The organism is Lutispora sp. QWL-02 (assembly GCF_058315355.1).
The window spans coordinates 2,810,947-2,837,046 of record NZ_CM177762.1; the positions used below are offsets into that span (position 1 = coordinate 2,810,947).

29 protein-coding genes are annotated in these 26,100 nt (G+C 37.2%); 1 reads left to right on the forward strand and 28 read right to left on the reverse strand.

Features of this window, described 5'->3' with window-relative positions:
• Positions 1–14: 14 nt before the first annotated feature.
• The 23 genes from AC4HCY_RS13250 to dprA all read right to left on the reverse strand — a co-directional run bounded on the left by AC4HCY_RS13250 (position 15) and on the right by dprA (position 21,021).
• On the reverse strand, positions 15–446 hold the full coding sequence (locus tag AC4HCY_RS13250; RefSeq protein ID WP_323432782.1) for a flagellar basal body-associated FliL family protein: 432 nt from the start codon (positions 444–446) through the stop codon (positions 15–17).
• An 18-nt stretch (positions 447–464) separates the two neighbouring features.
• Complete coding sequence (locus AC4HCY_RS13255; RefSeq protein ID WP_323432783.1) at positions 465–1,187, reverse strand: OmpA family protein; 723 nt, start codon at positions 1,185–1,187, stop codon at positions 465–467.
• A 3-nt stretch (positions 1,188–1,190) separates the two neighbouring features.
• Complete coding sequence (locus AC4HCY_RS13260) at positions 1,191–1,982, reverse strand: motility protein A (RefSeq protein ID WP_323432784.1); 792 nt, start codon at positions 1,980–1,982, stop codon at positions 1,191–1,193.
• Between the two features lie 22 nt (positions 1,983–2,004).
• Positions 2,005–2,211, reverse strand: coding sequence for a flagellar FlbD family protein (locus tag AC4HCY_RS13265; RefSeq protein ID WP_323432785.1), 207 nt, complete (start codon positions 2,209–2,211; stop codon positions 2,005–2,007).
• 53 nt (positions 2,212–2,264) lie between these two features.
• Positions 2,265–3,752, reverse strand: a complete 1,488-nt coding sequence (locus tag AC4HCY_RS13270) for a flagellar hook protein FlgE (RefSeq protein ID WP_323432786.1) — start codon at positions 3,750–3,752, stop codon at positions 2,265–2,267.
• A gap of 81 nt (positions 3,753–3,833) precedes the next feature.
• A complete protein-coding gene (locus AC4HCY_RS13275) occupies positions 3,834–4,226 on the reverse strand; it encodes a TIGR02530 family flagellar biosynthesis protein (RefSeq protein ID WP_323432787.1) in 393 nt (130 codons plus the stop codon).
• A gap of 20 nt (positions 4,227–4,246) precedes the next feature.
• Positions 4,247–4,849, reverse strand: coding sequence for a flagellar hook capping FlgD N-terminal domain-containing protein (locus tag AC4HCY_RS13280; RefSeq protein ID WP_323432788.1), 603 nt, complete (start codon positions 4,847–4,849; stop codon positions 4,247–4,249).
• A gap of 12 nt (positions 4,850–4,861) precedes the next feature.
• Positions 4,862–6,265, reverse strand: coding sequence for a flagellar hook-length control protein FliK (locus AC4HCY_RS13285; protein WP_491096122.1), 1,404 nt, complete (start codon positions 6,263–6,265; stop codon positions 4,862–4,864).
• Between the two features lie 38 nt (positions 6,266–6,303).
• On the reverse strand, positions 6,304–6,933 hold the full coding sequence (locus AC4HCY_RS13290; protein ID WP_323430774.1) for a MotE family protein: 630 nt from the start codon (positions 6,931–6,933) through the stop codon (positions 6,304–6,306).
• A gap of 13 nt (positions 6,934–6,946) precedes the next feature.
• On the reverse strand, positions 6,947–7,381 hold the full coding sequence (locus tag AC4HCY_RS13295) for a flagellar FliJ family protein (RefSeq protein ID WP_255225515.1): 435 nt from the start codon (positions 7,379–7,381) through the stop codon (positions 6,947–6,949).
• A gap of 15 nt (positions 7,382–7,396) precedes the next feature.
• Complete coding sequence (gene fliI / locus AC4HCY_RS13300; RefSeq protein ID WP_323430776.1) at positions 7,397–8,710, reverse strand: flagellar protein export ATPase FliI; 1,314 nt, start codon at positions 8,708–8,710, stop codon at positions 7,397–7,399.
• 2 nt (positions 8,711–8,712) lie between these two features.
• Positions 8,713–9,459: a FliH/SctL family protein gene (locus AC4HCY_RS13305; RefSeq protein WP_255225516.1), complete on the reverse strand. Its 747-nt coding sequence runs from the start codon at positions 9,457–9,459 to the stop codon at positions 8,713–8,715.
• A complete protein-coding gene (gene fliG / locus AC4HCY_RS13310; protein WP_255225517.1) occupies positions 9,452–10,468 on the reverse strand; it encodes a flagellar motor switch protein FliG in 1,017 nt (338 codons plus the stop codon). The genes AC4HCY_RS13305 and fliG overlap by 8 nt, the downstream gene beginning before the upstream one ends.
• 10 nt (positions 10,469–10,478) lie before the next feature.
• The gene (gene fliF, locus AC4HCY_RS13315; protein ID WP_323430773.1) at positions 10,479–12,050 is read right to left on the reverse strand and encodes a flagellar basal-body MS-ring/collar protein FliF; all 1,572 of its coding nucleotides are present in this window, start codon (positions 12,048–12,050) and stop codon (positions 10,479–10,481) included.
• Between the two features lie 19 nt (positions 12,051–12,069).
• A complete protein-coding gene (gene fliE / locus AC4HCY_RS13320) occupies positions 12,070–12,363 on the reverse strand; it encodes a flagellar hook-basal body complex protein FliE (RefSeq protein ID WP_323430772.1) in 294 nt (97 codons plus the stop codon).
• Between the two features lie 15 nt (positions 12,364–12,378).
• Positions 12,379–12,822 (reverse strand): flagellar basal body rod protein FlgC, encoded by a 444-nt coding sequence (flgC, locus tag AC4HCY_RS13325; RefSeq protein ID WP_255225520.1) that lies wholly within the window; start codon positions 12,820–12,822, stop codon positions 12,379–12,381.
• Positions 12,823–12,827: 5 nt separating this feature from the next.
• Positions 12,828–13,235: a flagellar basal body rod protein FlgB gene (gene flgB, locus AC4HCY_RS13330; protein ID WP_323430771.1), complete on the reverse strand. Its 408-nt coding sequence runs from the start codon at positions 13,233–13,235 to the stop codon at positions 12,828–12,830.
• Between the two features lie 395 nt (positions 13,236–13,630).
• Positions 13,631–14,407, reverse strand: a complete 777-nt coding sequence (gene codY, locus AC4HCY_RS13335; protein ID WP_323430770.1) for a GTP-sensing pleiotropic transcriptional regulator CodY — start codon at positions 14,405–14,407, stop codon at positions 13,631–13,633.
• Between the two features lie 19 nt (positions 14,408–14,426).
• Positions 14,427–15,818: an ATP-dependent protease ATPase subunit HslU gene (gene hslU, locus AC4HCY_RS13340; protein ID WP_323430769.1), complete on the reverse strand. Its 1,392-nt coding sequence runs from the start codon at positions 15,816–15,818 to the stop codon at positions 14,427–14,429.
• Positions 15,819–15,828: 10 nt separating this feature from the next.
• A complete protein-coding gene (hslV, locus tag AC4HCY_RS13345; protein WP_323430768.1) occupies positions 15,829–16,359 on the reverse strand; it encodes an ATP-dependent protease subunit HslV in 531 nt (176 codons plus the stop codon).
• A gap of 105 nt (positions 16,360–16,464) precedes the next feature.
• Positions 16,465–17,772, reverse strand: a complete 1,308-nt coding sequence (gene trmFO, locus AC4HCY_RS13350) for a methylenetetrahydrofolate--tRNA-(uracil(54)-C(5))-methyltransferase (FADH(2)-oxidizing) TrmFO (protein ID WP_323430775.1) — start codon at positions 17,770–17,772, stop codon at positions 16,465–16,467.
• Positions 17,773–17,774: 2 nt separating this feature from the next.
• Positions 17,775–19,865, reverse strand: a complete 2,091-nt coding sequence (gene topA / locus AC4HCY_RS13355) for a type I DNA topoisomerase (protein WP_491094398.1) — start codon at positions 19,863–19,865, stop codon at positions 17,775–17,777.
• Positions 19,866–19,944: 79 nt separating this feature from the next.
• Positions 19,945–21,021 carry a DNA-processing protein DprA gene (dprA, locus tag AC4HCY_RS13360; RefSeq protein ID WP_323430766.1) on the reverse strand — a complete coding sequence of 359 codons (1,077 nt, stop codon included), beginning with the start codon at positions 21,019–21,021 and terminating at the stop codon, positions 19,945–19,947.
• 188 nt (positions 21,022–21,209) lie between these two features.
• Here dprA and AC4HCY_RS13365 point away from each other — a divergent pair, with 188 nt between their 5' ends.
• Positions 21,210–22,739, forward strand: coding sequence for a YifB family Mg chelatase-like AAA ATPase (locus AC4HCY_RS13365; RefSeq protein WP_491094399.1), 1,530 nt, complete (start codon positions 21,210–21,212; stop codon positions 22,737–22,739).
• Between the two features lie 4 nt (positions 22,740–22,743).
• Here AC4HCY_RS13365 and mnmM read toward each other — a convergent pair whose 3' ends face one another.
• From mnmM to rnhB, 5 genes are read right to left on the reverse strand one after another with little or no spacing between them, the layout of a single operon-like run.
• Positions 22,744–23,307 (reverse strand): tRNA 5-(aminomethyl)-2-thiouridylate-methyltransferase MnmM, encoded by a 564-nt coding sequence (gene mnmM / locus AC4HCY_RS13370; protein ID WP_491094400.1) that lies wholly within the window; start codon positions 23,305–23,307, stop codon positions 22,744–22,746.
• Between the two features lie 20 nt (positions 23,308–23,327).
• Complete coding sequence (locus AC4HCY_RS13375) at positions 23,328–23,711, reverse strand: YraN family protein (protein ID WP_323430264.1); 384 nt, start codon at positions 23,709–23,711, stop codon at positions 23,328–23,330.
• Entirely contained in the window at positions 23,704–23,988 is a 285-nt protein-coding gene (locus AC4HCY_RS13380; RefSeq protein WP_323430265.1) for an EscU/YscU/HrcU family type III secretion system export apparatus switch protein, read from the reverse strand. The genes AC4HCY_RS13375 and AC4HCY_RS13380 overlap by 8 nt, the downstream gene beginning before the upstream one ends.
• A 1-nt stretch (position 23,989) precedes the next feature.
• Positions 23,990–25,447, reverse strand: coding sequence for a hypothetical protein (locus AC4HCY_RS13385; RefSeq protein ID WP_323430266.1), 1,458 nt, complete (start codon positions 25,445–25,447; stop codon positions 23,990–23,992).
• An 11-nt stretch (positions 25,448–25,458) separates the two neighbouring features.
• Entirely contained in the window at positions 25,459–26,097 is a 639-nt protein-coding gene (gene rnhB, locus AC4HCY_RS13390) for a ribonuclease HII (RefSeq protein ID WP_323430267.1), read from the reverse strand.
• Positions 26,098–26,100 lie beyond the last annotated feature (3 nt).

Consider the following 26,100-nt stretch of genomic DNA (forward strand, 5'->3'; position numbering starts at 1 on the left):
GCTGTCACCTCCTGCTAATTAATTATGAATTCATCAAAATATACATTCAATATTTTCTCTGTTTTAAGCAGCTTTCTTAAAGCTTCTAATATTTCCGTCTGAAGCTTGAGCTGGCCTTCCGATCCGCTCAAAGCTTCTTCGGTTTTCTCCCGCAGTATCAAATTTATTTCATTTCTTATCTCCGGGTTTCTAGCCGTAATAATATCTTCTATTTTTGAATTTGCAAGCTCTACCTTTATGGTGATTTTCAATATTCTTTTACTATCCTTTACATTGCTTATAAATGAATCTTCAAAAGAATACATTATAATTTTTTTATCAACTTTCAGCATATCTTCTTTTTCTGCGTTACCATTAATGATAAAATATAACCCGAACCCAGAAGCAATAATAATAAATATCAATAATGCTATAACTATTATGAGCAGCGTTTTTTTGTTTTCCAACGTCAACCCTCCATTCTGTTATTGGTCAGGTCCTATGCCATTCGTTTCTGTTTTTAATATCATAATATCTACTCTTCTATTTTTTTGTCTGCCGTCTGCTGCATCATTTGTATCGATGGGATGGTACTCTCCGTATCCTACGGCCGATAGCCTCCAAGGCTCTATATCCTTCAATTCTATCAGGTATTTAAGCACATTGACGGCTCTCGCTGTAGAAAGCTCCCAATTTGAAGGATATTTACCGGTATTGATAGGGACATTATCCGTATGTCCCTCGATCCTAATACTTTTACCGCTTTCCTTTATCACATCCGATATCTTTTCTATGATATATTTTGCTTCATTCTTGATCTCGGCTCTACCGGAATCAAATAGTGTAGCATCCAATAATCTTATCAGAAGGCCCCTTTCATCAAGTATAAGAGTAACACTTTTTTCTAAATTGTTTTCTCTGATAAAATCATTCACCTGTTCATTTATTTTTTTAAACTCTTCTTCCTCAGCATCTGTGTCTCCAGGAAAGGTGTTGATTAAAGGCTCCATTTTGACAACAGTACCGGAATCCAAAACTCCCAATGAGCCTTGCATAGACTGTATAATAGCTTTAAACTTGTTATTATCAATGGTTGAAAAAGAAAATAGCAGAACAAAAAAACATAGCAGTAAAGTTACCAGATCTCCATACGTGGACATCCATTCCGGAGCACCTTTTTTAATATCCTCTGTTTTTCTTCTTGCCATATTTTATTCTACTCCTTCATTTTGCTCTTTCGTATCCTTCAGATTCTTTCTTATTCTCGGAGATAAAAAGGCCTTCAGTTTTTCTTCTATTATCCTTGGATTCTCACCGGCCTGAATAGAAAGCATGCCTTCAAGCATGACTTCTTTTATGAGAATTTCTTGTGAGCTTCGAATTTTTAATTTATTTGTTACCGGAGTGCAAAATAAATTAGCTATCATAGATCCATAAAAAGTGGTAACAATCGCTACTGCCATATTAGGTCCGACTGAAGAAGGATCCTTGAGATTTGCCAGCATATTGATCAAGCCTATCAATGTTCCTATCATTCCGAAGCCCGGTCCCAAAGCTCCCATGGTTTCAAAAACACTTTGATTTCCTTTATGCCTGTCCTCAATAAAAGCTAATTCGGTCTCTAGGATGTTCCTTACCAATTCGGGATCTGTACCATCTACAATCAGCATAATGCCTTTTTGCAAGAATTCATCCTTCAGCTGCATAGCAGCTTCCTCCAAAGCAAGCAAGCCCTCTTTTCTTGCTATATTTGCTAAATCGATTATAGATTTTATTATGTCATCCGAATCTTTTTGCTTATAAATAAAAACGTACTTTACCGATTTCATGGCTTCCTTAAGGCTATCGAAGGGAAAGGCAAAAACCACAGTGGCTAATGTACCGCCAAAGGTTACTATTACAGAATAAAAATCTATGTACCCCATTAGATTTCCACTGCCCATTATTGTAAACACTATACAAAATAGTCCGAGACCCAAACCGGCAAAGGATGCTATGTCCAATAATCTGCACCTCTTTTCAAGCTTAATCTTTTATTAATATATTTTCATTTGTAAATACTTTTCTTTTGAAATCAATAATTCTTTGTATGATCTCTTCTACATTTTCCAGGACCACATATTTTTTCCCGTCTCTCAAAGTTATTACCGTATCTGGCGTTTCTTCGATAGTTTCAATAAGATCAAAATTTATATAGTACTCTTTTCCATTCAATCTTGTCACTTTAATCATTCATTCACATCCTTTTATATAGTCCCTGGGCAAAGCCCAGGGACTATACCGCATCATCTCTTCATATTTACTAGCTCCTGGAGCATTTCATCGGAGGTAGTAATAATTCGTGAATTGGCCTGGAAGCCTCTTTGCGTACTGATCATTTCCGTGAATTCCCTGGATATATCAACATTAGACATTTCCAAGGTGCCCGGGTTCAAAGCCCCTAAGCCGCCGCTGCCGGGGAGCCCGTATATGGCTTCGCCGGAGTTGGAGGAAACCTGATACATATTTTCCGCGATTTTTTCTAAGCCGGCAGGGTTTTTGAACCCCGCAAGAGCAACTTGTCCTATTATCCTGCTTTGTCCGTTTGTAAAAATTCCAGTTATTTCGCCTGATGGCCCGATGCTGAAGGTATCAAGATAGCCTTGCTTATATCCGCTTTTGTTGGTTATTGAAGCGGTTGATTCATTGGCAAACTGGGTCAAGCCTTCAAAATTTACATCTACATCAAAAGATCCTGCACCATTCTTGCCCTGCATCGTAAAGCTCAGCTTATCCACTGTGCTCTTAGCCGGATTCGTAGTTATTTCCCCTTTAGAATCAAATTCAATTGGAACCATTATATTGGCTAATGGCGTAGTCGGAGAAACGGCTTCCCAACTTTTAGTAGTCTCGTTCCAATAAGTTTTATCCTCAAGGTTCTGTACTATAACAACCCATTCATGGTCTCCGGCAGCATTTGCCGGTGCAGATCCTTTAGCGGTACCAGCAGTCTCTTTATTAACTCCGCGTACAAAAGTAAACTTAACCTTATGCTCCCCGCCTAAGCTGTCATAAAATACAGAGGTAGTCTCTCTGAATTTAACACCACCGCTAAATTCCAACGTTTGATCAGCTGCAATGTCTATAAACTCGGCAGGGCTGAGTTTAATATTCTTTGTAGGATCTGTAGGGTCTGCAGGATCGGGTTTATCTTTTGGCACCCTTTTCAGGTTATTATCCAGATTGCCTGCCATGGTTGCCCTATCTGTTGACTTAGCAGGGAAGGACTTGGACTTGGATATCACCAGGCCTTCCATAACTCCCTTCAATACCGTAGAGCCGTCGGGGGCAGGGTTTTTGCCTTCATCCTCCATATAGCCCAATACTCTATAGCCATTTGAAGCAACCAAATTACCGTCCTCATCCAGAGTAAAATTGCCTGCTCTGGTATAGGTCCTGCTTAAAAAGTCACTGCTGTTTGACAATATAAAGAATCCATCTCCATTAATAGCCAGATCGCTTGGGTTATCCGTTCTCATAGCAGATCCTCTGATATGGAAGGTATCAATGGATGAAAGAGAAATACCCAAACCTACTTGCTGCGGATTTGTACCGCCCCTTCCCAGCTGGGGAGAGCTTGCGCCTTTGATGGTCTGGCTGAATACCTCCTGGAAAGTAGCCCTCTGGCCCTTATAGCCAACAGTATTGACATTGGCAATGTTATTGCCTATAACGTCCATTTTCAGCTGATGGGCTCTAAGACCCGATACACCTGAAAACATTGATCTCATCATAGTATAATCGACCTCCTATTTATGCTTTCTTCCCCTTCATCTGTCATTCAGAAGGGATAAGCCTCCTTTAAAAGGTCCGGCTTATATGATTATAGCTCCATCAATATTGGTAAATATGTTATCCTTTAAAGTATCCTCAGTTGCTGCCGTTATTATTGTCTTGCTCCGCACATTGGCTATCAATGCGGTATTGCCAAGGAGTATCAAGGTATCCTTTATACCTTTTCTTGCAGCTTTCTCTACTGCCTTATCTATATTTGCTATGTCTTCCTCAGTTAATTCCACATTTCGTGCAATCAATCTCTCCTGAGCATGTTTTGAAAATTTAATACGTTCTTGTTGCTTGATCTGTCCTTCAAGTATTGTTTCAAAGCTGCTGTTTCCGTGAGCCCTTGGCTTGTCCAGAATATTGATCCTATTGGCCTTTGGAATGGCTATAATATTCTGGTTTATATTTACCTTAAAATCGTTCATAGTATCACCTCAGCAGGTTTTTATCTGACCTCATATATTTCTTCCAAAGATAGCTCATATTCGCCGACGATCAGTTTAATGCTTCCGTTTACGCTCTTTAGGCCTTCTACTTTGCCTTCAATTTCAACTTTGTCCTGCTTGGCTTTAATATTTTTTCCAAGCATGCTATAAGCCATACTAAAGCGAATATTTTGGAGCATCAGCTGATTTTGTTCGACAGAGGTAATGACATCTGTGACCTCATTGACAGATTCATAAGGAACTTCTTTTGAATCTACTACCAAATAAGCCTCGTTGCCCTTGACTCTCACGCTATCAACAATCCCCGCAATATCTTTCAAATTTCCCGTCTCATCACTTATAGTTGCAGTAATAATTTTTCCAACCATATTATAGGCTGAATTTAATTTTGTAATTTTGTTTGTGTTCTGAGCCTGCTCAAGGCTTGAAAATTGGGCCATTTGTGATATAAATTCCTTATCATCCATCGGCTCCAACGGGTTTTGGTATCTCAGCTGGGTAACCAGCAAATTTAAGAAGGCATCTTTATTCAATGAATCATTAAATTCTTTTACTTTGCTATTAGCTGTCCCCGCTATATTGGTTACACCGTTTACTCCCATTTGTTCCACCTCCTAAACCTTTATATCTACAAGTCCGTCGCTTACGTTATAAGGATTGTCATAGTCTAAAACGCTTGCTGCCGCCTCCAAGTCACTGCTTTCAATGTATTGGCTTCTTTTTATATTATTTTTCCATGCTTTAAAATTCTGATTTTCATACTGCCATTTACCCTGCTGTCCTACTGATACACTGAGGTTTTGAATATTGATGCCTTTTTGACTCAGAGCATCCCTCAGTTCAGAGAAATTAGACTCAATAACTTCCTTTACACTGTGATTGTCTGCAATAAACTTTGCTGTCATTTCTCCTTTTTCCATTATTAAACGGATGGTCAGCTTTCCTAAGGAATCAGGCTTCAATTGGATTCTTATTTCTGATGCATCTTGAGTATGAACCACTTTATATTTTTCAGCAATTTGACTTAAGAGCTCTTCTTTACTTATGCTTTGCGGCCTTCCCAGATATTCAAGGTTCTTCGCAGCAGGCTTTATATCATCTGCGATCTTATGATTTTTCTCATCAGCCCCAATATATTCAATACCCAAAGCTGCATTTGTTTTGTTTTTCGAACTGAGTATTTCTACAAATTCAGGCCTTTTTATCACTCGGTCCGCAATAATTTTTGGCTCCTCATGGCTGCTCCTATCTTTTTGCTCATGATTATCAACTTTATCACTTGCACCGCCATTATCCGTCACCTCGGTAGCCAGCAAGGGCTCTTTTGCTTCTGCTTTTGCAGATGCCGGAACTTTAGAAGCCCGGACTGGCGAATCAGTCGATGTTAACTTATGTATCTCTTTGCCCTCGGTCAATCCATCAATCTTTTTTAATTGGGGCTTGTCCGGGTCTGATTCTTCCATCGCATTTTGGGCTGCAATAAACTTATGCTTCCCGATTTCCAGCTGTCCAATTGCATTTTCTATTTCGTCTTTGCTCAGCATAGTATTTTCTTGAAGAAGATTACGAATGTCGTCTATCGCTGAAGCCTTAAAGGTTTTACCGCTTTCAGCACCGCTTAATGAATCTCTCAGAATATGTCCAATATTTTCTATATCCTGCGTACTAAGGTTTAACATCCCTGAAAGCATTGCTAATAGAGATTCTGCTTCACTTTTTTCTACATCCTCATTTCCATCTTCCAGCAAGCTTTCTAACGGTACTGCATCTTTCAAGTTTTCAGGCTTGATGCCTTCCTCATCGACCGTCCGCTGGTTCACCACAGTTTCTTTGCTCATTGATTTGAAATCAAGCTGGCTTTTAGGTTTATCCATGTCTTTAAGCACTTCTTTATTCTCTCTCCGCATGATGGCTTTCTCCATGATTCGACCGTAGCCAGAGCTGCCAGAGGTTGAATTAGGCTTTAAATCTGCTTTAAAACCATTGAGCCCGCCCTTAGTAAAACTCATCAATTCCACGTAATTCAATATTATCACCTCCTTTCGCATTATATAAATCAATCATTCAATATGTCAGAGGTCTCGGGTTTAGCTATTTCTTCTAATATTTGAGCCGCTTGCAGAGGGTCCATCAGCATCAATATAGAGCTGCTCTTTTCTTTCTTCATATTTCTTAGTATCTGGACTACTTTACTTCTGCTCTCCATGTTGGATAATATCTGCATAGCCTTTGATGATTCCATTTTTTCTAAATATTCAACCTGTTCCATGATGCTGCTCAAACTGGTATTTAATTTATCCAGTCTATCATTTAATTGAGCTTCTTTTTCAGCCAGCAGCTCTTCTTTGGTTTCTATGGCTTTTTCTCTTTCTTCAAGGGCTTTTCCCTTCTCATCGAGCTGTTTAACCCTGATATCTATATCATTTTTCTTGGCCTCCAATAGCTCCAACTCAATCTCTTGCGGAGTTTTATTTTCAGCAATGGGCTTTATTACATTTCCAAGCAAAGGCAATGCCGAAAGCTTCCTCAATAACATGGGTTTTGCGCCCCCGATATCAAAAAATAATATCCCTCCGATAACGATTACCGCAGTCAGAAAAATTATTATTAATATAAGAAAGAAGTTTTGCAGCCTCGAATTTTTGCTTGTACTCTTCAGATTCTTTTTTGTCTCAGCCTGCTGCATTTCCTTACCTCCGTTATTTATCACATTCTTTAAAGGATATGATTTCTTCTATATGCTTTTCAAATTTACGCTGCTCATCGTATTGATACTCATCGTAATATATTTCTTTTAATCTCTCCATAGTCTTCTTATTCTGCATAGCTTTCATCAATTCGTATCTGCCTTGTTTTATATCTTCCTCTGCTTTGATGAGCACTTTTGTTTTATTCCTTATGCCTTCTCTATAATATTTCTGTTCCTCATGCATGCTTCTCAATTCATTAATGCTTACACCGCTGTTTACATGCTGCTCCAGCATATCATTGCTGTACTGCAAGCTGTGATTTAAGTTGTCTAGATCTTCTTTGGCATTTAAATATCTCTTATTATAAAGACTCAATGTATTTTTCTTTTGATCTTCTATACTTTTACGATACTCCAAAACCTTCTGAAACTTAAATTTATACATAGACTATATCATCACCTAACATATAATACTCTCCAACATATCAATAGAAGTTTCAAATCCTACATTTTCTTGTGTAGGCTGAGTCAAGAACTGGTTTATACCATCAATTTTTTCTATGGCGTGATCAATTTTTTTATTGCTCCCCCTCTGATATGCCCCTATATTTATTAAGTCTTCCGAATCTTTATATATAGATAGTATCCTTTTAATTTCACTTGCTAATTCTTTATGGCGATCTGATATTATATTTGGCATCAATCTGCTGATGCTTCCTAATACATCAATAGAAGGATAATGATTTTTACTTGCAAGAGCCCTGGACAGCACAATATGCCCATCTAATATTCCGCGTACTGTGTCTGTTATTGGTTCATTCATGTCATCTCCGTCAACTAATACGCTATAAAAAGCCGTAATCGAGCCTTTACTTGAAGTTCCTGTCCTCTCCAAAAGCTTAGGAAGCACTGAAAATACAGATGGAGTAAAGCCCCTGGATACGGGAGGTTCTCCTATAGATAGACCGACTTCCCTTTGAGCCATAGCAAACCTTGTCAAGGAGTCCATCATAAGCATAACATCTTTGCCTTGATTTCTGAAATATTCAGCTATAGTAGTTGCAACATAGGCTGCTTTCAATCTTATTAAGGCAGGCTGATCGGAAGTAGCAACAACAACTACGGATCTTTGCAGTCCGTCTTTTTGCAGATCGTTTTCAATGAATTCATTGACTTCTCTGCCCCTTTCACCGATCAAGCAAATGACATTAATGTCGGCAGTCGTATTTCTTGCAAGCATACCAATGAGAGTGCTTTTTCCTACACCGCTTCCGGCAAATATCCCTACCCTTTGCCCTCTTCCAATAGTTAATAATCCATCTATTGCTTTTATACCGGAAGCCAAAGGAGTTTTAATCATTTTCCTTTGCAGGGGATCCGGCGGATCATTGTATATGGGGTATAATGTACTGGTTCCAATAGTGCCTTTCCCATCTATGGGTTGCCCTAATCCATCAAGAACCCGTCCTAATAAACCATTGCCGACAGGAACATGCATGCTTTTCCCTGTTGCTACAACCTGGCTTCCGGGTCCTATTCCATCTAAGGATCCCAAAGGCATCAAACTTACAATATTTCCTTTAAAACCTACAACCTCCGCCAAAACAGGGCAGTTATCTTTTATATTGATTATTTCACAAAGTTCATTTAAATTTACGGCAGGTCCTATTGACTCAATGGTAAGTCCTATGACCTGGGATACTCTTCCGCTATATCTTACAAAGTCTTTTGTTTCAATAATTTTTTTGTATTTTGATAAATCAAGCTTGGTCAAATCTACCACTCATTCCTCAGCGCAAATTCAAAGGCTTTTTTTAATTGTTCAAGCTGTAGATCTATGCTGGAATTAACTTCTCCAGACGGCGTATCTACTAAGCAATCACCTTTCTTTAAAAACTTATCTTCAATAATTTCTACCTCTGAAACACCCTCAACTAATGATTCAATAACGCCTTTATTTACAAGTACATTTGGGTAATCTTCACTGCTTACCTTGATTGTGGCCTTGTTTTTATATGTGCATTTTTCTAATGCCAGCCTAATTTGAGATATGATCAAATCCTTATTTTGCTGTATTTCATCGCCAATTATCTTTCTTGATAAGTCCAATATTATTTGAACGACTTCTTGCTCTGCTTCTCTATATATATAGCCTTTTCTCTCATCAAGATAATCCCTTATAATTTTTGCTTCTTCAATAACAGCCTGAGTTTCCTCTTTCGCTTCTTTATAGCCTTTATCAAAACCTTGCCCGTATGCGTCTTCTAATGCTTCTTTTTTAAGTTCTTCTATCTCAGCATAGCCTTGTTCAACAATTTTTTTTGCTTCGTTATTTGCATCTTCAATTATGCTTGCGTACATTTGCCGGGCGTTCCTTATAATATTATCGTACTCATCACTTGGATTTGTATCATTGGTAATCATATTTTCCTTAATAGGGTTGATATATATATCATCACTCTTGTTTACCAGCGGCTTTGGCGTGCCGATGCTGACTTTTTCAGATTTGTATATCCTATACAATTATTTCATCGCCTCCGCCTCTTGATATTACAATTTCTCCTGTGTCCTCAAGCTTTCTGATAATATTTACAATCTTTTGTTGTGCCTCCTCTACATCTCTCAACCTAACAGGGCCCATAAATTCCATGTCTTCCTTTATCATCTCTGCCAATCGTTTTGACATATTTGAGAAAACTGTCCTCGATACTTCTTCGCTGGAACTCTTTAATGCAAGAGCCCAATCTCCATTCTCAACTTCCCTGATAACCCTTTGAATTGATCTGTTATCCAAGGTGATGATATCTTCAAATACAAACATTCTCTTTTTGATTTGCTCAGCTAAATCTACATCCTGAAGCTCCAGTGTTTCCATAATATTCTTTTCTGTCCCTCTATCCACTGAATTCAGTATGTCAACAACAGACTGTATTCCTCCAGCTACGGTGTAATCCTGGCTTATCATAGAAGATAATTTTTTCTCCAAAACCATTTCTATCTCTTTTATTATTTCAGGAGAAGTTCTATCCATCATAGCAATCCTTCTGGTCACATCGGCTTGTTTTTCCTGTGGAAGGGCAGATAATATTGCAGATGCTTGCTGCGGTTTTAAATAAGATAAAATCAATGCAATAGTCTGCGGGTGCTCACCTTGTATAAAATTCAGAAGTTGAGCCGGATCTGCCTTTCTTACAAAATCAAAAGGCCTTACCTGCAAAGAAGCAGTCAATCTGTTTATAACATCCAAGGCTTTCTGATTTCCCAATGCTCTTTCCAATATTTCTTTTGCATAAGATATTCCGCCCTCTGATATATATTCCTGAGCTAAGCATATTTGATAAAACTCTTCTAAAACAGCCTCTTTATCATCAGGAGCGACAGTTCTCATATTAGCAATTTCAAGAGTCAGCTGCTCTATATCTTCTTCTTTTAAATGCTTAAACACTTGGGCAGATTTATCCGGACCTATTGCTATGAGCAAAATAGCGGCTTTTTGTAAACCATTATATTGTCCTTTGCTTGTCCTGCTCATGCTATCACTCCTACTCTTCATTTAGCCAGGTCTTCAACAACTGTGCTACTTGTTCTGGCTTCTGCATAACAAATTTCTCAACTTTTTTCTTTAATTCATTCTTATCCTCTATTTCAATATCGCTGATTTCCGATGCTTCTTCTATTTTGCTAAGAGCGATTCCAATATCTTCTTCTCTTTTAGCATCCTTGCGTCTTTTTAGCAAAACAATCAAAGCAGAAGCAAATATGAGTAAAGCTGCCACAGCAGAACCGAGCATAATAAGCATTTGATTTCTCTTTTGTTTTGCCTCTTCCATCATAGCGTTCTCAACTTGATCTTTTAATGTTGTATCAAAATCCATTATCTGAATATGTATATTCTCATCAATAGGTGAGACCTGCATACTTAGCCCCTGAGTCGCAAACTTTACCAAATCTTTTACTTCATTTTTTAGCTCATCAAGATTAGCTAGTGAATCGCCCTTAAGAGTGCCTTTATTGATCAAAACAGATATTGAAAAAGTTTCAATGTTTCCTTGCTCTTTAACAATTTGTTTTTGAGTTTCATTGATTTCATAATTTACAATATTGCTTGCTTCGCTATAGTTTGATTTGGAATCATCAACCTGAGGGTAAGTATTGATTTCTATATTGCTGTCGGTACCCGGTACACCCCCGGCCCCTCCGTTAACCCATTCCTTTTTAATATCTTCCATGTTTCTGACAATTCCCGTGTTATTCTCTTTATTAACAGGTTCAAATATTTTCTTATTTTCTACCTCATTATTGAAGTTCAGCTTTACAGTAGTCATCACATTCACATTGTTTATTCCAAAAACTGATTCTAGAAATTTCTTTACGCTATTTTGGATGCTGAGCCTTGTGGCTTCCTGCATTTCCATCTGCGTATTTACCTGAGCGTTGAAGCTTTCTCCCTCAGACTTCAATGCTCTGCCTGTTTCATCAATAATGGATATGTTATCTTCCTTTAAACCTTTAACGCTTTTTGATATGTATTGAACAATTCCATTCACCTGAACTTGATCCAGGCTTTGAAAGCCCGGCTTCATTTTAACTATGACACTGGCACTGGAATCCAATCTATTGCTTTCTAAAACGAACACATTATCTTCAGGTATAAATATATTTACTTGCGCCCACTCAACACCATCCAATGATTTAATTCCATTAGCAATAAGATTTTGCATATAAATAACATATTTCTGTTTTTTATCTTCTGAAGTATCATTAAAAGAAGATTTTAATATTTCTGGGAATATGAAATCATTTTTAGGCAAACCACCCATAGCAAGAGTAATCCTAGCCTCATCAACTTTATCTTTAGGCACCAGTATGGTCGTTCCGTCAATTTTAACAGGTATTTTCATTTCTTTAAGTTTTTCTCTTATCTCTCCTGCATCCTTAGCATCAAGATTCGGATACAATACCTGATACCTGGGTATGGCTGAAAGTACCCCTATACTTACCATAAGTATAACTGATAATGCTGATATGACTGCGATCCTTATTTTCTGACCTTTATCAAGTCCCTGCCAAAATTCATTCAGGTTATCTCGAATTTTCTTGATTGCTTCACCCATTTAGCCAATCACCCCTCAATTAAATAGGCATCCGCATAATTTCGTTATATGCGTCTAAAATTTTATTGCGTATTTGTATAGTAAATTGAAGGGCTAACTCGGCTTTTTGTGACACGGCTATAACCTGATGAACATTGTCTATTTCTCCTGTGACCAACTGGTTATTTAAATTTTGGTATTCCAATTGTAACTGATTAACCTTCTCAATATTATCTTCTAAAATCTTGCTAAAAGATATATCATTCTCTTTATTATTCCGATTAAAGGCATCTGGTGTTCTCAAATTATTGATGTTTGAAAAGTCTATCTTCAATGTTTTCTCCTCCTACTATATCTTCCCTATGTCAAGAGCCTTCATCACCATATTTTTAGTAGAATTTATAGATGTAACATTTGCTTCATATGCTCTTGTAGCGGAGATCATGTTTACCATCTCTACCATAACATCTACGTTAGGCATCTTTATGTATCCCTTCTCATCTGCATCAGGGTGGCCTGGGCTGTAAACCAACTTAAATTCAGATTCATCTTCTACAATGGAACTGACCTTTACACCAGACTTTTCAAACTTGTTCTGAGCTTTTGTTAAAAAGCTGCTAAAAGGCTGACCTATGCCGGCTTCTTCAAATATGACCAGTTGTCTTCTGTATGGAGTGCCATTAGAAGTTCTTGTAGTATTAGCGTTAGCAATGTTTTTTGAAATAATGTCCATTCTAAGTCTTTCTGCAGTCAATCCTGAAGCACTAATATTAATTGAGTCTAAAAAACCCAAGTTATTTACCTCCCTCCGTTAATCGCTTGTTTTAACAAGCTCAGTTCTTTAGCAAGTTGGTTTGATACAACATTGTATTTTATAGAATTCTTTGTGAGCTCAGCATTTTCTTCATCAATGTCAACATTGTTTCCGTCTTTTCGCATTGAGGTGCTATAATCTCTTGTTATTGTTATCTCTTTTAGCAATGGCCTATCTTTTCCTATAGGAAGAAATTTTGGATTTTTGTCAATGGAAGAAATAGAAAACTTCTCTCGTTCTTCATTAAGCAAGGTTTCAAAATTAACTCTGAACTTTTTATATCCCGGGGTTTCAAAGTTTGCAATATTACTGGAAATAACTTCATTTCTGATCCAGTATGCATCAAGAGCCCTTTCCATTAAACCGGTCTGTTTGTTTATTCTATCTATCATAAAACATCTTCTCCTCTTATTTCCTAAAATAGCTATTTCGACACTAAATATGTAATTCCTTTTATTTTAAAAGTATATTGACATATTTCTTATGTTATTTCTGTGTTAAGACAATATTAGCATGATGATAAAATAACCCATTTTTTGATAAATTTCAACCTAAAAATAATTATAAGTTTTTTTATGCATACAGTAAATGGATACAAAGTTCTATTTATTATACAAAATTCACATATTTTTCAATTCTGACAATAAAATAAAAAAACTTCCATTAAAGCATTATTTAAAAATAAGGAAGATTTTTGTCCTATTCTAATATAAAGTTGTGTTTTCCATGAGCCATAAAAAAAGTAAGAAAGTTTTTTCACTTTCCTACCTTTTTACCTCTATCAATTTTATCCTAGCTTTTTAAGCTCATCAATAAGCTTATCATTTAAAATCTTTATATGTGTCCCTTTCATTCCAAGCGACCTGGATTCGATTACTCCCGCACTTTCAAACTTTCTTAGTGCATTAACAATCACCGATCTGGTTATTCCAACCTTATCGGCTATCTTGCTGGCCACCAGGAGCCCTTCATTTCCATCAAGCTCTTTAAATATATGTTCTACAGCTTCGAGTTCAGAGTATGATAAGGTACCGATTGCCATCTGAACAACAGCTTTTTTTCTTGCTTCCTCTTCTATTTCCTCTTGTTTCGAGCGAAGTATCTCCATGCCGACTACAGTAGCCGAATACTCTAATAAAACTAAGTCTTCCTCTTTGAATTCATCTTCAAATTTGCCCAGCATCATTGTCCCCAGTCTCTCTCCGCTTCCATAAACAGGTACGATAGTAGAATACTTAAAGTCCATGGTACAAGTTTTACTGCTGTCCACTACACAAAGATTATCATTTTTTAGAATATTAGCCTGAGTCTCTGTAATGTTTAACAGGGAGCTATTATAATCCTCTGGAAACCTTTTATCCACCAATACTTCTTGGCTGATCACAGTGCATTCCATAAGTCTGCATAGACCATAGCCCAAAACCCGGCCTTTTCTGCTTATAATATATACATTTGCATTAAGAACCTCGCTTATAATGCTGCATAGTTCGTTAAAAGGCACTGGTTGATGACCTGTCATCTGCAGTACTTTGTTTACTTTTCTTACTTTTTCCAATAGTGTCATGCTATAGATTCCTCCTACTTTATATGATGTATCTGCTTGTATCTTTTTCTTTGATGTTACTTGATAATATTCTCTCTACATATTCTTTGGTTATAGTAAATCTCTTCTCTGTCATTTCTGAAGCATTATAAGACAAATCTTCAAACAGTTTTTCCATAACAGTGTAAAGTCGTCTGGCTCCAATATCTTCTGATTCTTCATTCATAATAGCTGCTATTTCTGCGATCTCATTTACTGCCTCCTCTTCAAAATCTACTTCCAGTCCCTCTGTATGCAATAATGCTTTGTACTGCTTTATTAAAGCATTATTCGGCTTGGTCAATATTTCTCGGAAATTTTCTTTAGTCAAGCTGGTCAATTCAACCCTAACAGGAAATCTTCCCTGCAGTTCCGGAATTAAATCAGATACCTTTGAAACATGGAAAGCCCCGGCTCCAATAAACAGCATATAATCAGTTTTTACAGGACCATATTTGGTCATTACCGTACTGCCTTCCACGATAGGCAATATATCCCTTTGAACCCCTTCCCTTGAAACATCAGGGCCGGTAGAATATCCCTTGCCTGCTATCTTATCAATCTCATCAATAAATATGATGCCTCTTTCCTCCGCTCTCATAATAGCCTCATCAATAACACTATCCATATCGATAAGCTTTTGAGCTTCCTGCTGAGTTAATATTTTTATTGCATCTTTTACAAACATCTTTTTTTTCTTTAGCTTTGGAGGAAATATGCTTCCAAGCATATCCTGAAAGTTTATGCTCATCTGCTCAATGCCAATTCCGGAAAACATATCTATTGTTGAAGATGAATTATCCTCCACCTCTATCTCAACGATTTGATCGTTTAATTCTCCTCTTCTTATTTTTTCTTTAATATAAAATCTGTTCATCGTTATGTTTTCATCCTCTTCAGGGATTACTGCTTCAGCTTCCCTTGATGAATAATTAAATAATGCTTCAAAAGGATTATTATCCTTTTTGTTTTTTCCCGGCGAAGGAAGCAGAACTTTTCCGATTTGCTCTAAAGCAAGCTCATAAGCCTTTTCTTGAACCTCCTGACTTCTCTCTGCTTTCACAATCCGGATTGAAGTTTCAATTATATCTCGTACTATAGAATCTACATCACGCCCTACATATCCTACTTCAGTAAACTTAGTCGCTTCAACCTTGATAAAAGGAGCATTAACAAGTTTTGCAAGCCTCCGGGCTATCTCAGTCTTCCCAACTCCTGTAGGACCTATCATCAAAATGTTTTTGGGAGTGATTTCATTCTTTATTTCATCCGGAAGTAAATTTCTCCTGAATCTGTTTCTAAGTGCTACTGCAACAGATCTTTTTGCGCCTTCCTGGCCGATTACATACTTATCTAATTCTTCTACAATCTGCTTTGGAGTTAGTTCAACCATAAAAAACCTCCTAGATGACTTCAACAATTATATTATTATTAGTATAGACACATATAGATGCAGCTATCTCAAGAGATTTCCGGACTATTTCTTCCGCATTCAAATTTGTATTATGATATAATGCTTTAGCTGCAGCTAATGCATAGTTTCCTCCGGATCCTATAGCTATGACGCCTTCATCAGGTTCAATTACCTCTCCGCTGCCAGACACAACCAGAAGGGTTTCATTATCTCCGGCTATCAGCATAGCTTCAAGATTTCTAAGCACCTTGTCTTTTCTCCATTCTTTAGCCAATTCAACAGCAGCTCGTTTTAGATTGCCTCCATACTGTTCCAGTTTTTCATCAAATTTTTCTGATAGCGTAAACGCATCCGATACGGATCCGGCAAAGCCAACTAAAACTTTCCCATTATATAGTCTGCGTATCTTTCTTGCAGTAGATTTTATAATAGTATTTTGTCCGAAGGTCACTTGGCCATCGCCGGCAATTGCGCATTTTCCATCTTTTAAAACCCCAGCTATGGTTGTCCCGTTAAACATAGAAATCCTCCAATTGACTTTTTAGTAAATATTTAAAATATTCTTATAAGTCTAAAACTTTTTCAAAGTAAATACTAACATAATAAGTATCTATAATCAACATTTTTAGAAACTTTTTATTATATTATCCAGTTCTTCCAATGCGATCTTGGAATACTCCCGGTTTTTTTCCTGCTTATTTCTATACTTGATTTTTAAAGGCTCAAATATACCAAAGTTTACATTCATAGGTTGAAAGCTTTTAATTGTCCTATCCGTTATATATCTGGATAAGCTTCCATGTGCCGTAGTTTTAGGAAATTCTACAGCATCTTTGCCTTGTATTATTCTGCTCATATTGATTCCGGCAACCATGCCTGAAGAAGTAGATTCTACATAGCCCTCAACCCCGGTTATCTGACCTGCAAACATGAGCTTTGGATTCCTTATTGTTTGCAAGGTGTTTTTCAGTATTCTCGGAGAATTAATAAAAGTATTTCTGTGCATAACCCCATATCGAACAAATTCAGCATTTCCAAGGCCTGGAATCAAAGAGAAAACTCTTTTTTGTTCCGGCCATTTTAAATGAGTTTGAAAGCCTACCATATTATATAGTGTACCTTCTTGATTGTCTTGCCTTAATTGAACTACAGCATAAGGCTGTTCCCCAGTCCTTGGGTTGCTCAATCCAACAGGTTTTAAAGGTCCAAAAAGCAAGGTCATAGGACCTCTTAAAGCCATTACCTCCACAGGCATGCAGCCCTCAAACACAGTTTCTTTTTCAAAGTATTTCAGTTCTGCGGTTTCTGCATCAATCAGCTCTTTATAGAAGTTTTCATATTCAGTCTTATTCATAGGGCAATTTATATAATCATCTTCTCCCTTTCCATATCGTGATGCCTTATATGCTATGTCCATATCTATAGAATCATATGCAACAATTGGGGCTGCAGCATCATAGAAATATAAGTAATCCTCTCCCAGGTATTCCCTTATACTTTTTGATAAATTGTCAGAGGTCAAAGGACCGGTGGCGATTATAGTATATTCATCCTCTGATATAAACGTTACTTCCTCATTAATTATTTCAATATTAGGGTGAGATTTTATTTTGTCATTTATATAAATGGAAAATTTATCCCTATCAACTGCAAGAGCCCCACCTGCAGGAACCATATTCTTATCAGCACTTTCAATAATCAAAGATTTAAGCATCCTTAGCTCTTCTTTTAATAAGCCGACAGCATTTTCCAACTGATTTGATCTTAACGAGTTGCTGCACACCAACTCCGCAAATATGCCTGTGTGATGAGCCGGTGTCATTTTCTTAGGCCGCATCTCATACAACTGCACCTTAATGCCTGAATTTGCAATTTGCCATGCGGCTTCACAGCCTGCCAGGCCTCCGCCTATAACTTTAACTTTTGTCAAGATAGTCACACCTTTTTTTCAATTTTGTTCTCATAATCACAGTTTGGATTCATACATTTGTACATTATCTGTTTACCATTTGGTTTTTTTGCCAAATAACTTTTGCACTTTGGGCAAATTTCCTTTGTGGGTTCATCCCAGGTAGTGAAATCACAGTTCGGATAATTGCTGCAGCCATAAAATTTTCTGCCTTTTTTTGTTTTTCTTGCGATCAATTCTCCGTCACATTTTGGGCAGCTGACTCCTGTGTTTTCAACAATAGGCTTTGTATTCCTGCACTCTGGGAATCCGGGGCACGCAAGAAACTTCCCATATCTCCCCATTTTGTATACCATATTTTTCCCGCAAAGCTCGCATATTTCATCGCTTACTTCATCCGGAATATCTATTTTACCTATGGTTTCTTCTGCCAATTCCAATACTTTTTTAAAGGGCATATAGAACTTCTTTATGACCTCGACCCATTGTTGATCTCCATCAGCAATATTGTCCAGATCCTTTTCCATATTTGCCGTGAATTCTATATTAACGATATCCTTAAAGTTGTCAATTAAAAGCTTAGTCACCGTTTCCCCTAATTCGGTTGTGACAAGATATTTCTTATCCTTTACTACATAACCTCTAGCTAATATAGTAGATATTATAGGAGCATAAGTGCTGGGCCTTCCAATGCCCTTCTCTTCTAACACCTTTACGAGAGTTGCCTCTGTGTATCTCTGAGGCGGCTCTGTGAAATGCTGCTTAGGTTCCAGTTTTTTCAACTTCAGTATTTGTCCTTCAGATAGTTCAGGCAATATAATATCTTTATCTTCTTCCTTATCATCTTTACCTTCGGTATATACCAGCATAAAGCCTAAAAACCTTATATTGCTGCCTGCAGCCTTAAACAAATAATCCCCTGAGCTTATATCTATTGTCACAGTATCATATATCGCCGGCTCCATTTGACTGGCAATAAATCTGTTCCATATCAAATTATATAGCTTGAATTGATCCTTATCCAAGGAATCTTTGATAATATTTGGTTCTCTGAAGGCAGAGGTCGGCCTTATACCTTCATGAGCATCCTGAACTTTCTTATCCGTTTTTGCTTGCACGCTATATTTCTTATAGTATTTTTCTCCATATCTGTCCAGAATAAAGTCCTTAGCATCCTTCTTGGCTTCTTCAGACAGCCTTGTAGAATCTGTCCTTATATAGCTCACTAAACCAATTGTACCTTCAGCTTTAATATCAATGCCTTCATATAATTGCTGAGCAACAATCATTGTTTTTTTCGTTGAAAAGCCTAATCTTCTATAGGCTTCCTGCTGCAAGCTGCTGGTGGTAAACGGCAAAGGGGAATTTCTTCTCTTTTCTCCTTTTTTTATTTTGGATACTATATAATCTTCTCCCTCTAATTTTTTCAGCAGCTCTTTCATTTCAGCTTCAGAGCCGATCTCTATTTTATTTTCATTAGTACCATAAAATTTCGCATCTATAGTTTTTTTGGATTTGTTATCAAGAAGCTTCGCATTTAAATCCCAATACTCTTTTGAAACAAAAGCTCTTATCTCTTCTTCTCGATCATATATTAATCTTACTGCCACCGACTGAACCCTGCCGGCGCTCAAGCCCTTTTTCACCTTTTTCCAAAGTAAAGGACTGATTTTGTATCCTACTAGCCTATCCAGAACCCTTCTGGCCTGTTGAGCATCTACCAAATCCATATTTATGTTTCTAGGCTTTTTTATAGCAGTTTGAACGGCAGTTTTTGTAATTTCATTAAATTCTATCCTGCAATTATCCTTAGGGTCAATATCCAAAATTTTAGACAAATGCCATGATATTGCTTCTCCTTCTCTATCAGGGTCAGTAGCTAAATATATTTTATCGCAGCCCTTTGCTTCTTTCTTTAATCTGTCAAGAGTTTGTCCTTTACCTCTTATAGTTATATATTTAGGTTCGAAATCCTTTTCTATATCTATTCCAAGCTGACTTTTGGGCAAATCTCTTATATGACCCATAGTAGCCTCAACTTTGTAGCCTGAGCTTAAAAATTTCTTTATAGTTTTAACTTTTGCTGGTGATTCGACAATAACTAATGATGTTTTCAACACTTTTCACTCCATTTTAAAAATCAATATTGATTATAGCAGAACTTAGATATATAATCAAAGCCTCCATAATTATACACTAACAGCTATAATAAATTCCATCTATTTCTCTAATACTTCCTTTTATCTCCAATTGAACAGTTTTGGATAATATCAATCCGGTTTCCAGCCCTAGATGCTCAATGATTTCATCCATACTTCTGCCCGAACCGCTAATAAAAGTTAATATGCTTTTTTCTATTTCATCAAAAGCTTCAATACCTGCAGAAGTTTTAAAGTCAATTGCTTGTATTCCATACTCCTCCAATATATCATCAACGCAGGAAACCAGTTTTGCTCCGCTTTTGATAAGTTCATTGGTACCTCTGCTATTTGGAGCACCTATATTGCCCGGTACGGCAAATACATCCCTGCCTTGTTCAAGGGCAAAATCTGCTGTGATAAGAGAGCCGCTCTTTTCATTTGCTTCTACTATCACAACGCCTCTTGACATACCGCTTATTATCCTGTTTCTTGCCGGAAAGTTCTGGGGAGCCGCCGCTATACCAAGAGGATATTCGGAAATAATTGCTCCGTGCTTAATTATTTTCTTAGCTAAATTATAGTTGCTTTTGGGATACACATAATTCAAGCCGCATGCGAATACCGCTATTGTTCTGCCGCCGGACCTTAATGCACCCATATGTGCTGCAGAATCGATTCCTAAGGCCATACCGCTTATTACAGTTATTCCTGCTTCTGCAAGATCCATTCCTAATCTTTCTCCGGTTTTGAGCCCATAATCCGAAGCTTTTCTTGAGCCCACTACAGCTATAGCACACTCATCGCTGCTTTCAATGTTTCCTCTCACATATAGCACAGGAGGTGGATCATAAATATTTTTTAAATTTTGCGGATAACCTTCTTCGTCTATAGTATAGACTTTTATATCATTTTCTTTCACTTTTTTTAAATATCTATCGATTTTGTCAATATCTCTTTTGGATATTACCAAGTCAACTAATTTTCCGCTTAGTATGCCGGATTCAAACAATTCATTTCTGCTGCTTTCAAAAACTCTTTTGGCACTGCCAAAATATTCTATTAGTGCAGTATACCTTCTTGATCCTATTTGCGGCAATCCCGATAACCAAAGGCTATATTTTTTATCCTCCATCTCTACCTCCGTGATAAATAATGATTATGAGAAAATTATACCTCATCACAAAAAGTTATCAATAATATAATAATACTGTAAATTTCGCAAATATCCAAATATTCTTCATTATGCAGCAATTATTTTGCAGGTAATTTGATTCTTTTATGGAATATATAAGAAGCAACAGATTAGATTGGAGCGATTTAATGATACATAAAGTTAATTCCTGTTCAATTTATGGTATTAATGGCTATATTGTTGAAGTAGAAGTGGATTTGTCAAATGGCCTTCCTGGTTTTGACATTGTGGGATTGCCTGATGCTACGGTTAAAGAATCCAAAGAGAGGGTAAGAGCAGCAATAAAAAATTCTGATCTGCAATTCCCTCAAAAAAGAATAACTATCAACCTTGCTCCTGCAAACATTAAAAAAGAGGGATCTGTATTTGATTTGGCTATTGCCGCAGGATTATTGGTATCTTCCATGTATTTTCCGGAGGCAGAGGTAAACAGCACTGTATTTCTGGGTGAGCTTTCACTGGATGGCACAGTAAAAGGCGTAAAGGGAATTTTACCTATGTGTATGGAAGCTAAAAAGCAAGGATTTACAAGGATCATAACCTCTAATGAAAGCTCTCAGGAGGCTGCATTAGTAAGTGGTATAGATGTTATTGGGGTTAATAACCTGATAGAAATGGTAAGCTTTCTTAATAGCTCACTTTTTATTGAGCCGACTGTATCCTCATTAGAACAGCAGCTATTTACTAAATTTGATGATTGGGACTTCAAAGATGTCAAAGGCCAGCATACTGTAAAAAGAGCATTGGAAATTGCAGCTGCCGGATCCCATAACATCCTGATGATTGGGCCTCCCGGTTCAGGCAAGACTATGCTTGCCAGAAGGCTTCCATCCATATTGCCTGATATGAGTTTTGAAGAAAGTCTTGAAGTTACCAAAATTTATAGCGTGGCAGGCCTTCTTAAGGAAAATGAGAGCATGATATTTAAAAGGCCCTTTCGTTCTCCCCATCATACCATCTCGGCCGCCTCATTGGTGGGAGGGGGACGAATTCCCAAGCCCGGCGAAGTGTCTTTATCTCATTTTGGCGTTCTATTTCTTGATGAAATGCCCGAATTCCCTAAGCATGTTCTGGAAGTTCTACGCCAGCCTTTAGAAGATGAATGTGTCACTATATCCAGGGTAAACGGAACTATCACTTATCCTGCAAAATTTATGCTTATAGCCTCAGTAAACCCATGTCCATGCGGATATTTCGGCGATGAAAGCAACAGGTGCAGCTGCAGCGCATCTCAAATCAAAAATTATATCGGAAAAATATCAGGACCACTCCTGGACCGAATTGACTTGCACGTTGAAGTTAAACCTGTAAAATTTAACGATTTGAGCGACGAGATCAAAAGTGAAAGCTCCTCATCTATAAAAGCAAGGATCAATAAAGCCAGGGAAATCCAGATGAAAAGATATTCTAAAGACGGCATATACTTCAACTCCCAGTTAAGGCCCAGACAGATCAATTTATATTGCAAAATTGGAGTGCAAGAAAAAGCGATACTTAAAAATGCTTTTGAGAAATTTAACTTGAGTGCCAGAGCATTCAACAGGATATTAAAAGTAGCCAGAACTATTGCAGACTTGGAAGGATCTGAAAACATTAATGCCGTTCATATAGCCGAGGCTATACAGCATAGAAGCCTGGATAAAAAATATATGCTTTGACATCTTATCTGCATTTTTCTATGCAGATTGCAATCGGGGGGCAGTTGATCTGATTTACGAATTCATGAACAAGAACGATTGCTTTTTTATAGTCTATTGATTTAACGTATTCCATAATGGCTTCCTTCTCATCGAAGCCGCTATCACCGCCGTAATAAACCGCTATCATGATTACCCCGCCCGGTTTCAGCAAGTCTAAAGACTTCTCTATTGCTTTTATAGTGCTGGCTGCTTTTGTTCCGATAGAGTGGTCGCCTCCGGGCAGATAGCCCAGGTTAAACATAATTGCCTTGATTCCCTTTGGCACATGCATATCCATGTTCTCGTGGCTGTCTTTTATCAAAATTACCGATTTGTCCGCGCTATTGTTTTCCAGCCTTTTTTTGGTATTTTCTAAAGCCATATCCTGTATATCAAAAGCAAATACTTTTCCCTCAAGGCCTACAAGCTTCGCAAGGAAAAGTGTATCATTGCCGTTTCCTGCGGTAGCATCAACAACAATATCTCCTTTTGCAACGATCATTTCAATAATCCTATGTGATATATCAAGAGCATTTTTAAAAAACATATACCTACTCCTTCTGAAGATTAATAACCATATTTTCCGCTATATTCAAAGGCATTTTTTACTAAATTTATATTGATTACATTTCCAAAATCATCTGCTATGATTTCCACAACATCAAAACGGCACATCCAGTCATATAGCTTTTTATTGCTAATAAAAGCTAGGGCTGTTTTTACTATTTTTCTCTGCTTATAATAGTTAACAGCTTCTCCTGGTTGACCAAACAACTCAGAGCTTCTTGTCTTAACCTCTATAAATGCGATTACATCGTTATCTGCAGCTATTATATCTATTTCTCCCAATTTACATCTAAAGTTTTTATCTATTATATTATAGCCCTGGCTTTCTAAGTACTGGACTGCTGCAATTTCGCCAATGTCTCCCAGCGTTTTCTTATTAAGCATTCTCGTCTCCCCTTGTTCTATCTATATATGACACGAAAGCTAAAATCTCAGCAACAACAACGTATAGCTCCGGAGGAATATTGCTTCCTAACTCAAAGCCTAAAAGACTATCTACCAGATTTTTGTCCTGGAATATTGGTACTTTATTTTTTTCAGCAGCTTTTATTATATTCTCAGCTATTATTCCTTTGCCTGCGGCAGTAATTTTGGGAGCAATATCCCCTTTATTATAAGACAAGGCTGCGGCCTTTTTAATAGGCTTCGTACTCTTTTTCATATCATACCCTCACATCAATACTGTATCTGGAAACCTCTTTTGGATTTAATATTTCCTCCACATGAGCAAGGCCAATGGGTTCATCTTTTTTTTCAACGGCACGGATACTTATGCTGTAACCTTTTGCTCTCAATGCATTTATCAATACTTCTTTATGATCATTGATTGTGTCTGTGGCCGCCTTGTTCTCCAGTTTGAAAATAACATTGATATTCTTATCTCTTATCTCAATATAGCTTTCGACATATCCTATATTATCAGTGCTTAAGCAAATTGCAATGCTGGTATTTGAAACATCGATCTTTTTATTCCTTTTACCCCGCTCATAAATAAAAATTTTGGCATCCGTCTGTTTGTTATTGACTATTATCGGAATATGTATATAGTTCATGTTGCTATTTATTGATTTTATAATATTGACGAAATTTCGCAAATTCATCAGAGCATCTCTTATCTCATAATTATTTTTATCATCGTCACCCATAGAAGACTCTAATTGTATCAGTAGCTCCAGCAGTTTTTTAAACCCTAGCTTTACATTATTATCATCCAATTCTTCCGGCTTTAAAAATACTTCATTTAGCTTGGTTAAAATCAGTTGTTCTTTTGGATTCTCAGAATCCAAAAGATGCTTTAGCAATTTACCTATATATTCAGATATAACTTCTCTATTTGAATTTATTTCATTATATATATATAAGTTTTCTGCCGTAATTTCGATATTTTTAGATAGCATAGATACAAGCAAGCCTATATCTGTCCTTTTAATCGAATCTGCAGCCTTCGTCGCTCCGCTTGCAAGCTGTTTAAGCTTTGTGAGAGAGGTTTCATCCAATTCACCGTTTTCCGAAACTATCTTTATGATATCTTCCATAGCCCCCTGGGTAAAACTTCCTTCTAAATTATCAGCAGCGATCATGGAACTCGTATCCAGAGAAGTAGTCAAATCGGCCAGCTTATAAACCGGGGTATTCAAAATATCTTTTTCAGCAAATATTAGATTTAGAATATCTTTTATATCATTTCTTTTATAAAGCTCTGCGGTTTTGATTATAAAATTAACATATTCTATAACTTCTTTATTGACCGGCTGCCTATGGCCAATGAGGGCTTTAAAGACATCGACATTGAGCTCTGTATCAGCAACTCCAATCCTTTTTAAAATATTTAACACTTCGCTTTTTGATGCTTCTTCACAGCAGCTTTGTTCAATAACTTGTGCGTAAATCTTATTCTCAGTCACTTTATTGATGATAATTTCAATTATTTCATCCTTTTCTATAGGCATGTCTGTCAAAACTACAGCGTTAATAGTCTCTTCTGCAGATATTTTTAACATGATCCTGCCTTCACCGGCTGCGACAACTCTTCCCTTTATTACATCGCCTATTTTCAACGACCGTGCGAATCGTTCACCGCTTTGAGACTGTATATCATTATATATAGATGTAATACGCATTTGATCACCAACTAAAAATTCTTTGTAAAACTTCTTCTATGTATTGGCAGCAGCCCGAATTTCCTTATACAATCCATATGCTGCTTTGTCCCATAACCTTTATGCCTTTCGAAGCCATACTCAGGGTATTCTTTATCGTAGCCGATCAGAATTCTATCCCTTTCAACTTTTGCGATTATTGAAGCCGCGCTGATCGAAATACTTAGACTATCGCCTTTGACTATGGCAAGCTGGGGTATTCTTACATCATTTATCCGCTCTGCATCGATCAGGAGATAATCAGGCTTTATGTTCAAATTTTCTATCGCAATTCTCATAGCCATTAGAGTAGCCTGCAGAATATTTATTTTGTCTATAGTTTTCTCATCAACTATGCCCAAGCCTACCGATACTGCCTTGTCCTTTATCTCATCATAGAGATATTCTCTTTTGGCTTCAGAAAGCTTTTTTGAATCATTAATTCCAGGTATCACAACATTTCTATCCAGTATGACGGCAGCAGCCACTACTGGCCCCGCCAAAGGGCCCCGGCCCGCTTCATCAATTCCTGCTATCAATTCAAAGCCGTTATCGCAGCATCTCCGCTCATACTCCCACATTTTTTCCAACCTGGCTTTTTCTTTTTCATCATATTTAAATTTAACAGTCATGTT

Excerpts from the sequence above, each read along its gene's own strand:
- hslV (WP_323430768.1), bottom strand. The coding sequence starts at position 16,359 with ATGTTTAACGGGACAACCATAGCTGGGGTTTTAAAAGATGGAAAATGC.
- AC4HCY_RS13365 (WP_491094399.1), top strand. The coding sequence starts at position 21,210 with ATGATACATAAAGTTAATTCCTGTTCAATTTATGGTATTAATGGCTAT.
- AC4HCY_RS13385 (WP_323430266.1), bottom strand. The coding sequence starts at position 25,447 with ATGCGTATTACATCTATATATAATGATATACAGTCTCAAAGCGGTGAA.
- fliF (WP_323430773.1), bottom strand. The coding sequence starts at position 12,050 with ATGGGTGAAGCAATCAAGAAAATTCGAGATAACCTGAATGAATTTTGG.
- AC4HCY_RS13295 (WP_255225515.1), bottom strand. The coding sequence starts at position 7,381 with ATGTATAAATTTAAGTTTCAGAAGGTTTTGGAGTATCGTAAAAGTATA.
- codY (WP_323430770.1), bottom strand. The coding sequence starts at position 14,407 with ATGACACTATTGGAAAAAGTAAGAAAAGTAAACAAAGTACTGCAGATG.
- dprA (WP_323430766.1), bottom strand. The coding sequence starts at position 21,021 with ATGGAGGATAAAAAATATAGCCTTTGGTTATCGGGATTGCCGCAAATA.
- AC4HCY_RS13375 (WP_323430264.1), bottom strand. The coding sequence starts at position 23,711 with ATGCTTAATAAGAAAACGCTGGGAGACATTGGCGAAATTGCAGCAGTC.
- rnhB (WP_323430267.1), bottom strand. The coding sequence starts at position 26,097 with ATGACTGTTAAATTTAAATATGATGAAAAAGAAAAAGCCAGGTTGGAA.
- AC4HCY_RS13280 (WP_323432788.1), bottom strand. The coding sequence starts at position 4,849 with ATGGGAGTAAACGGTGTAACCAATATAGCGGGGACAGCTAATAGCAAA.
- flgB (WP_323430771.1), bottom strand. The coding sequence starts at position 13,235 with ATGATAGATAGAATAAACAAACAGACCGGTTTAATGGAAAGGGCTCTT.
- AC4HCY_RS13270 (WP_323432786.1), bottom strand. The coding sequence starts at position 3,752 with ATGATGAGATCAATGTTTTCAGGTGTATCGGGTCTTAGAGCCCATCAG.
- AC4HCY_RS13275 (WP_323432787.1), bottom strand. The coding sequence starts at position 4,226 with ATGAACGATTTTAAGGTAAATATAAACCAGAATATTATAGCCATTCCA.
- fliG (WP_255225517.1), bottom strand. The coding sequence starts at position 10,468 with ATGAGCAGGACAAGCAAAGGACAATATAATGGTTTACAAAAAGCCGCT.
- AC4HCY_RS13290 (WP_323430774.1), bottom strand. The coding sequence starts at position 6,933 with ATGCAGCAGGCTGAGACAAAAAAGAATCTGAAGAGTACAAGCAAAAAT.
- AC4HCY_RS13380 (WP_323430265.1), bottom strand. The coding sequence starts at position 23,988 with ATGAAAAAGAGTACGAAGCCTATTAAAAAGGCCGCAGCCTTGTCTTAT.
- AC4HCY_RS13265 (WP_323432785.1), bottom strand. The coding sequence starts at position 2,211 with ATGATTAAAGTGACAAGATTGAATGGAAAAGAGTACTATATAAATTTT.
- hslU (WP_323430769.1), bottom strand. The coding sequence starts at position 15,818 with ATGGTTGAACTAACTCCAAAGCAGATTGTAGAAGAATTAGATAAGTAT.
- mnmM (WP_491094400.1), bottom strand. The coding sequence starts at position 23,307 with ATGTTTTTTAAAAATGCTCTTGATATATCACATAGGATTATTGAAATG.
- AC4HCY_RS13255 (WP_323432783.1), bottom strand. The coding sequence starts at position 1,187 with ATGGCAAGAAGAAAAACAGAGGATATTAAAAAAGGTGCTCCGGAATGG.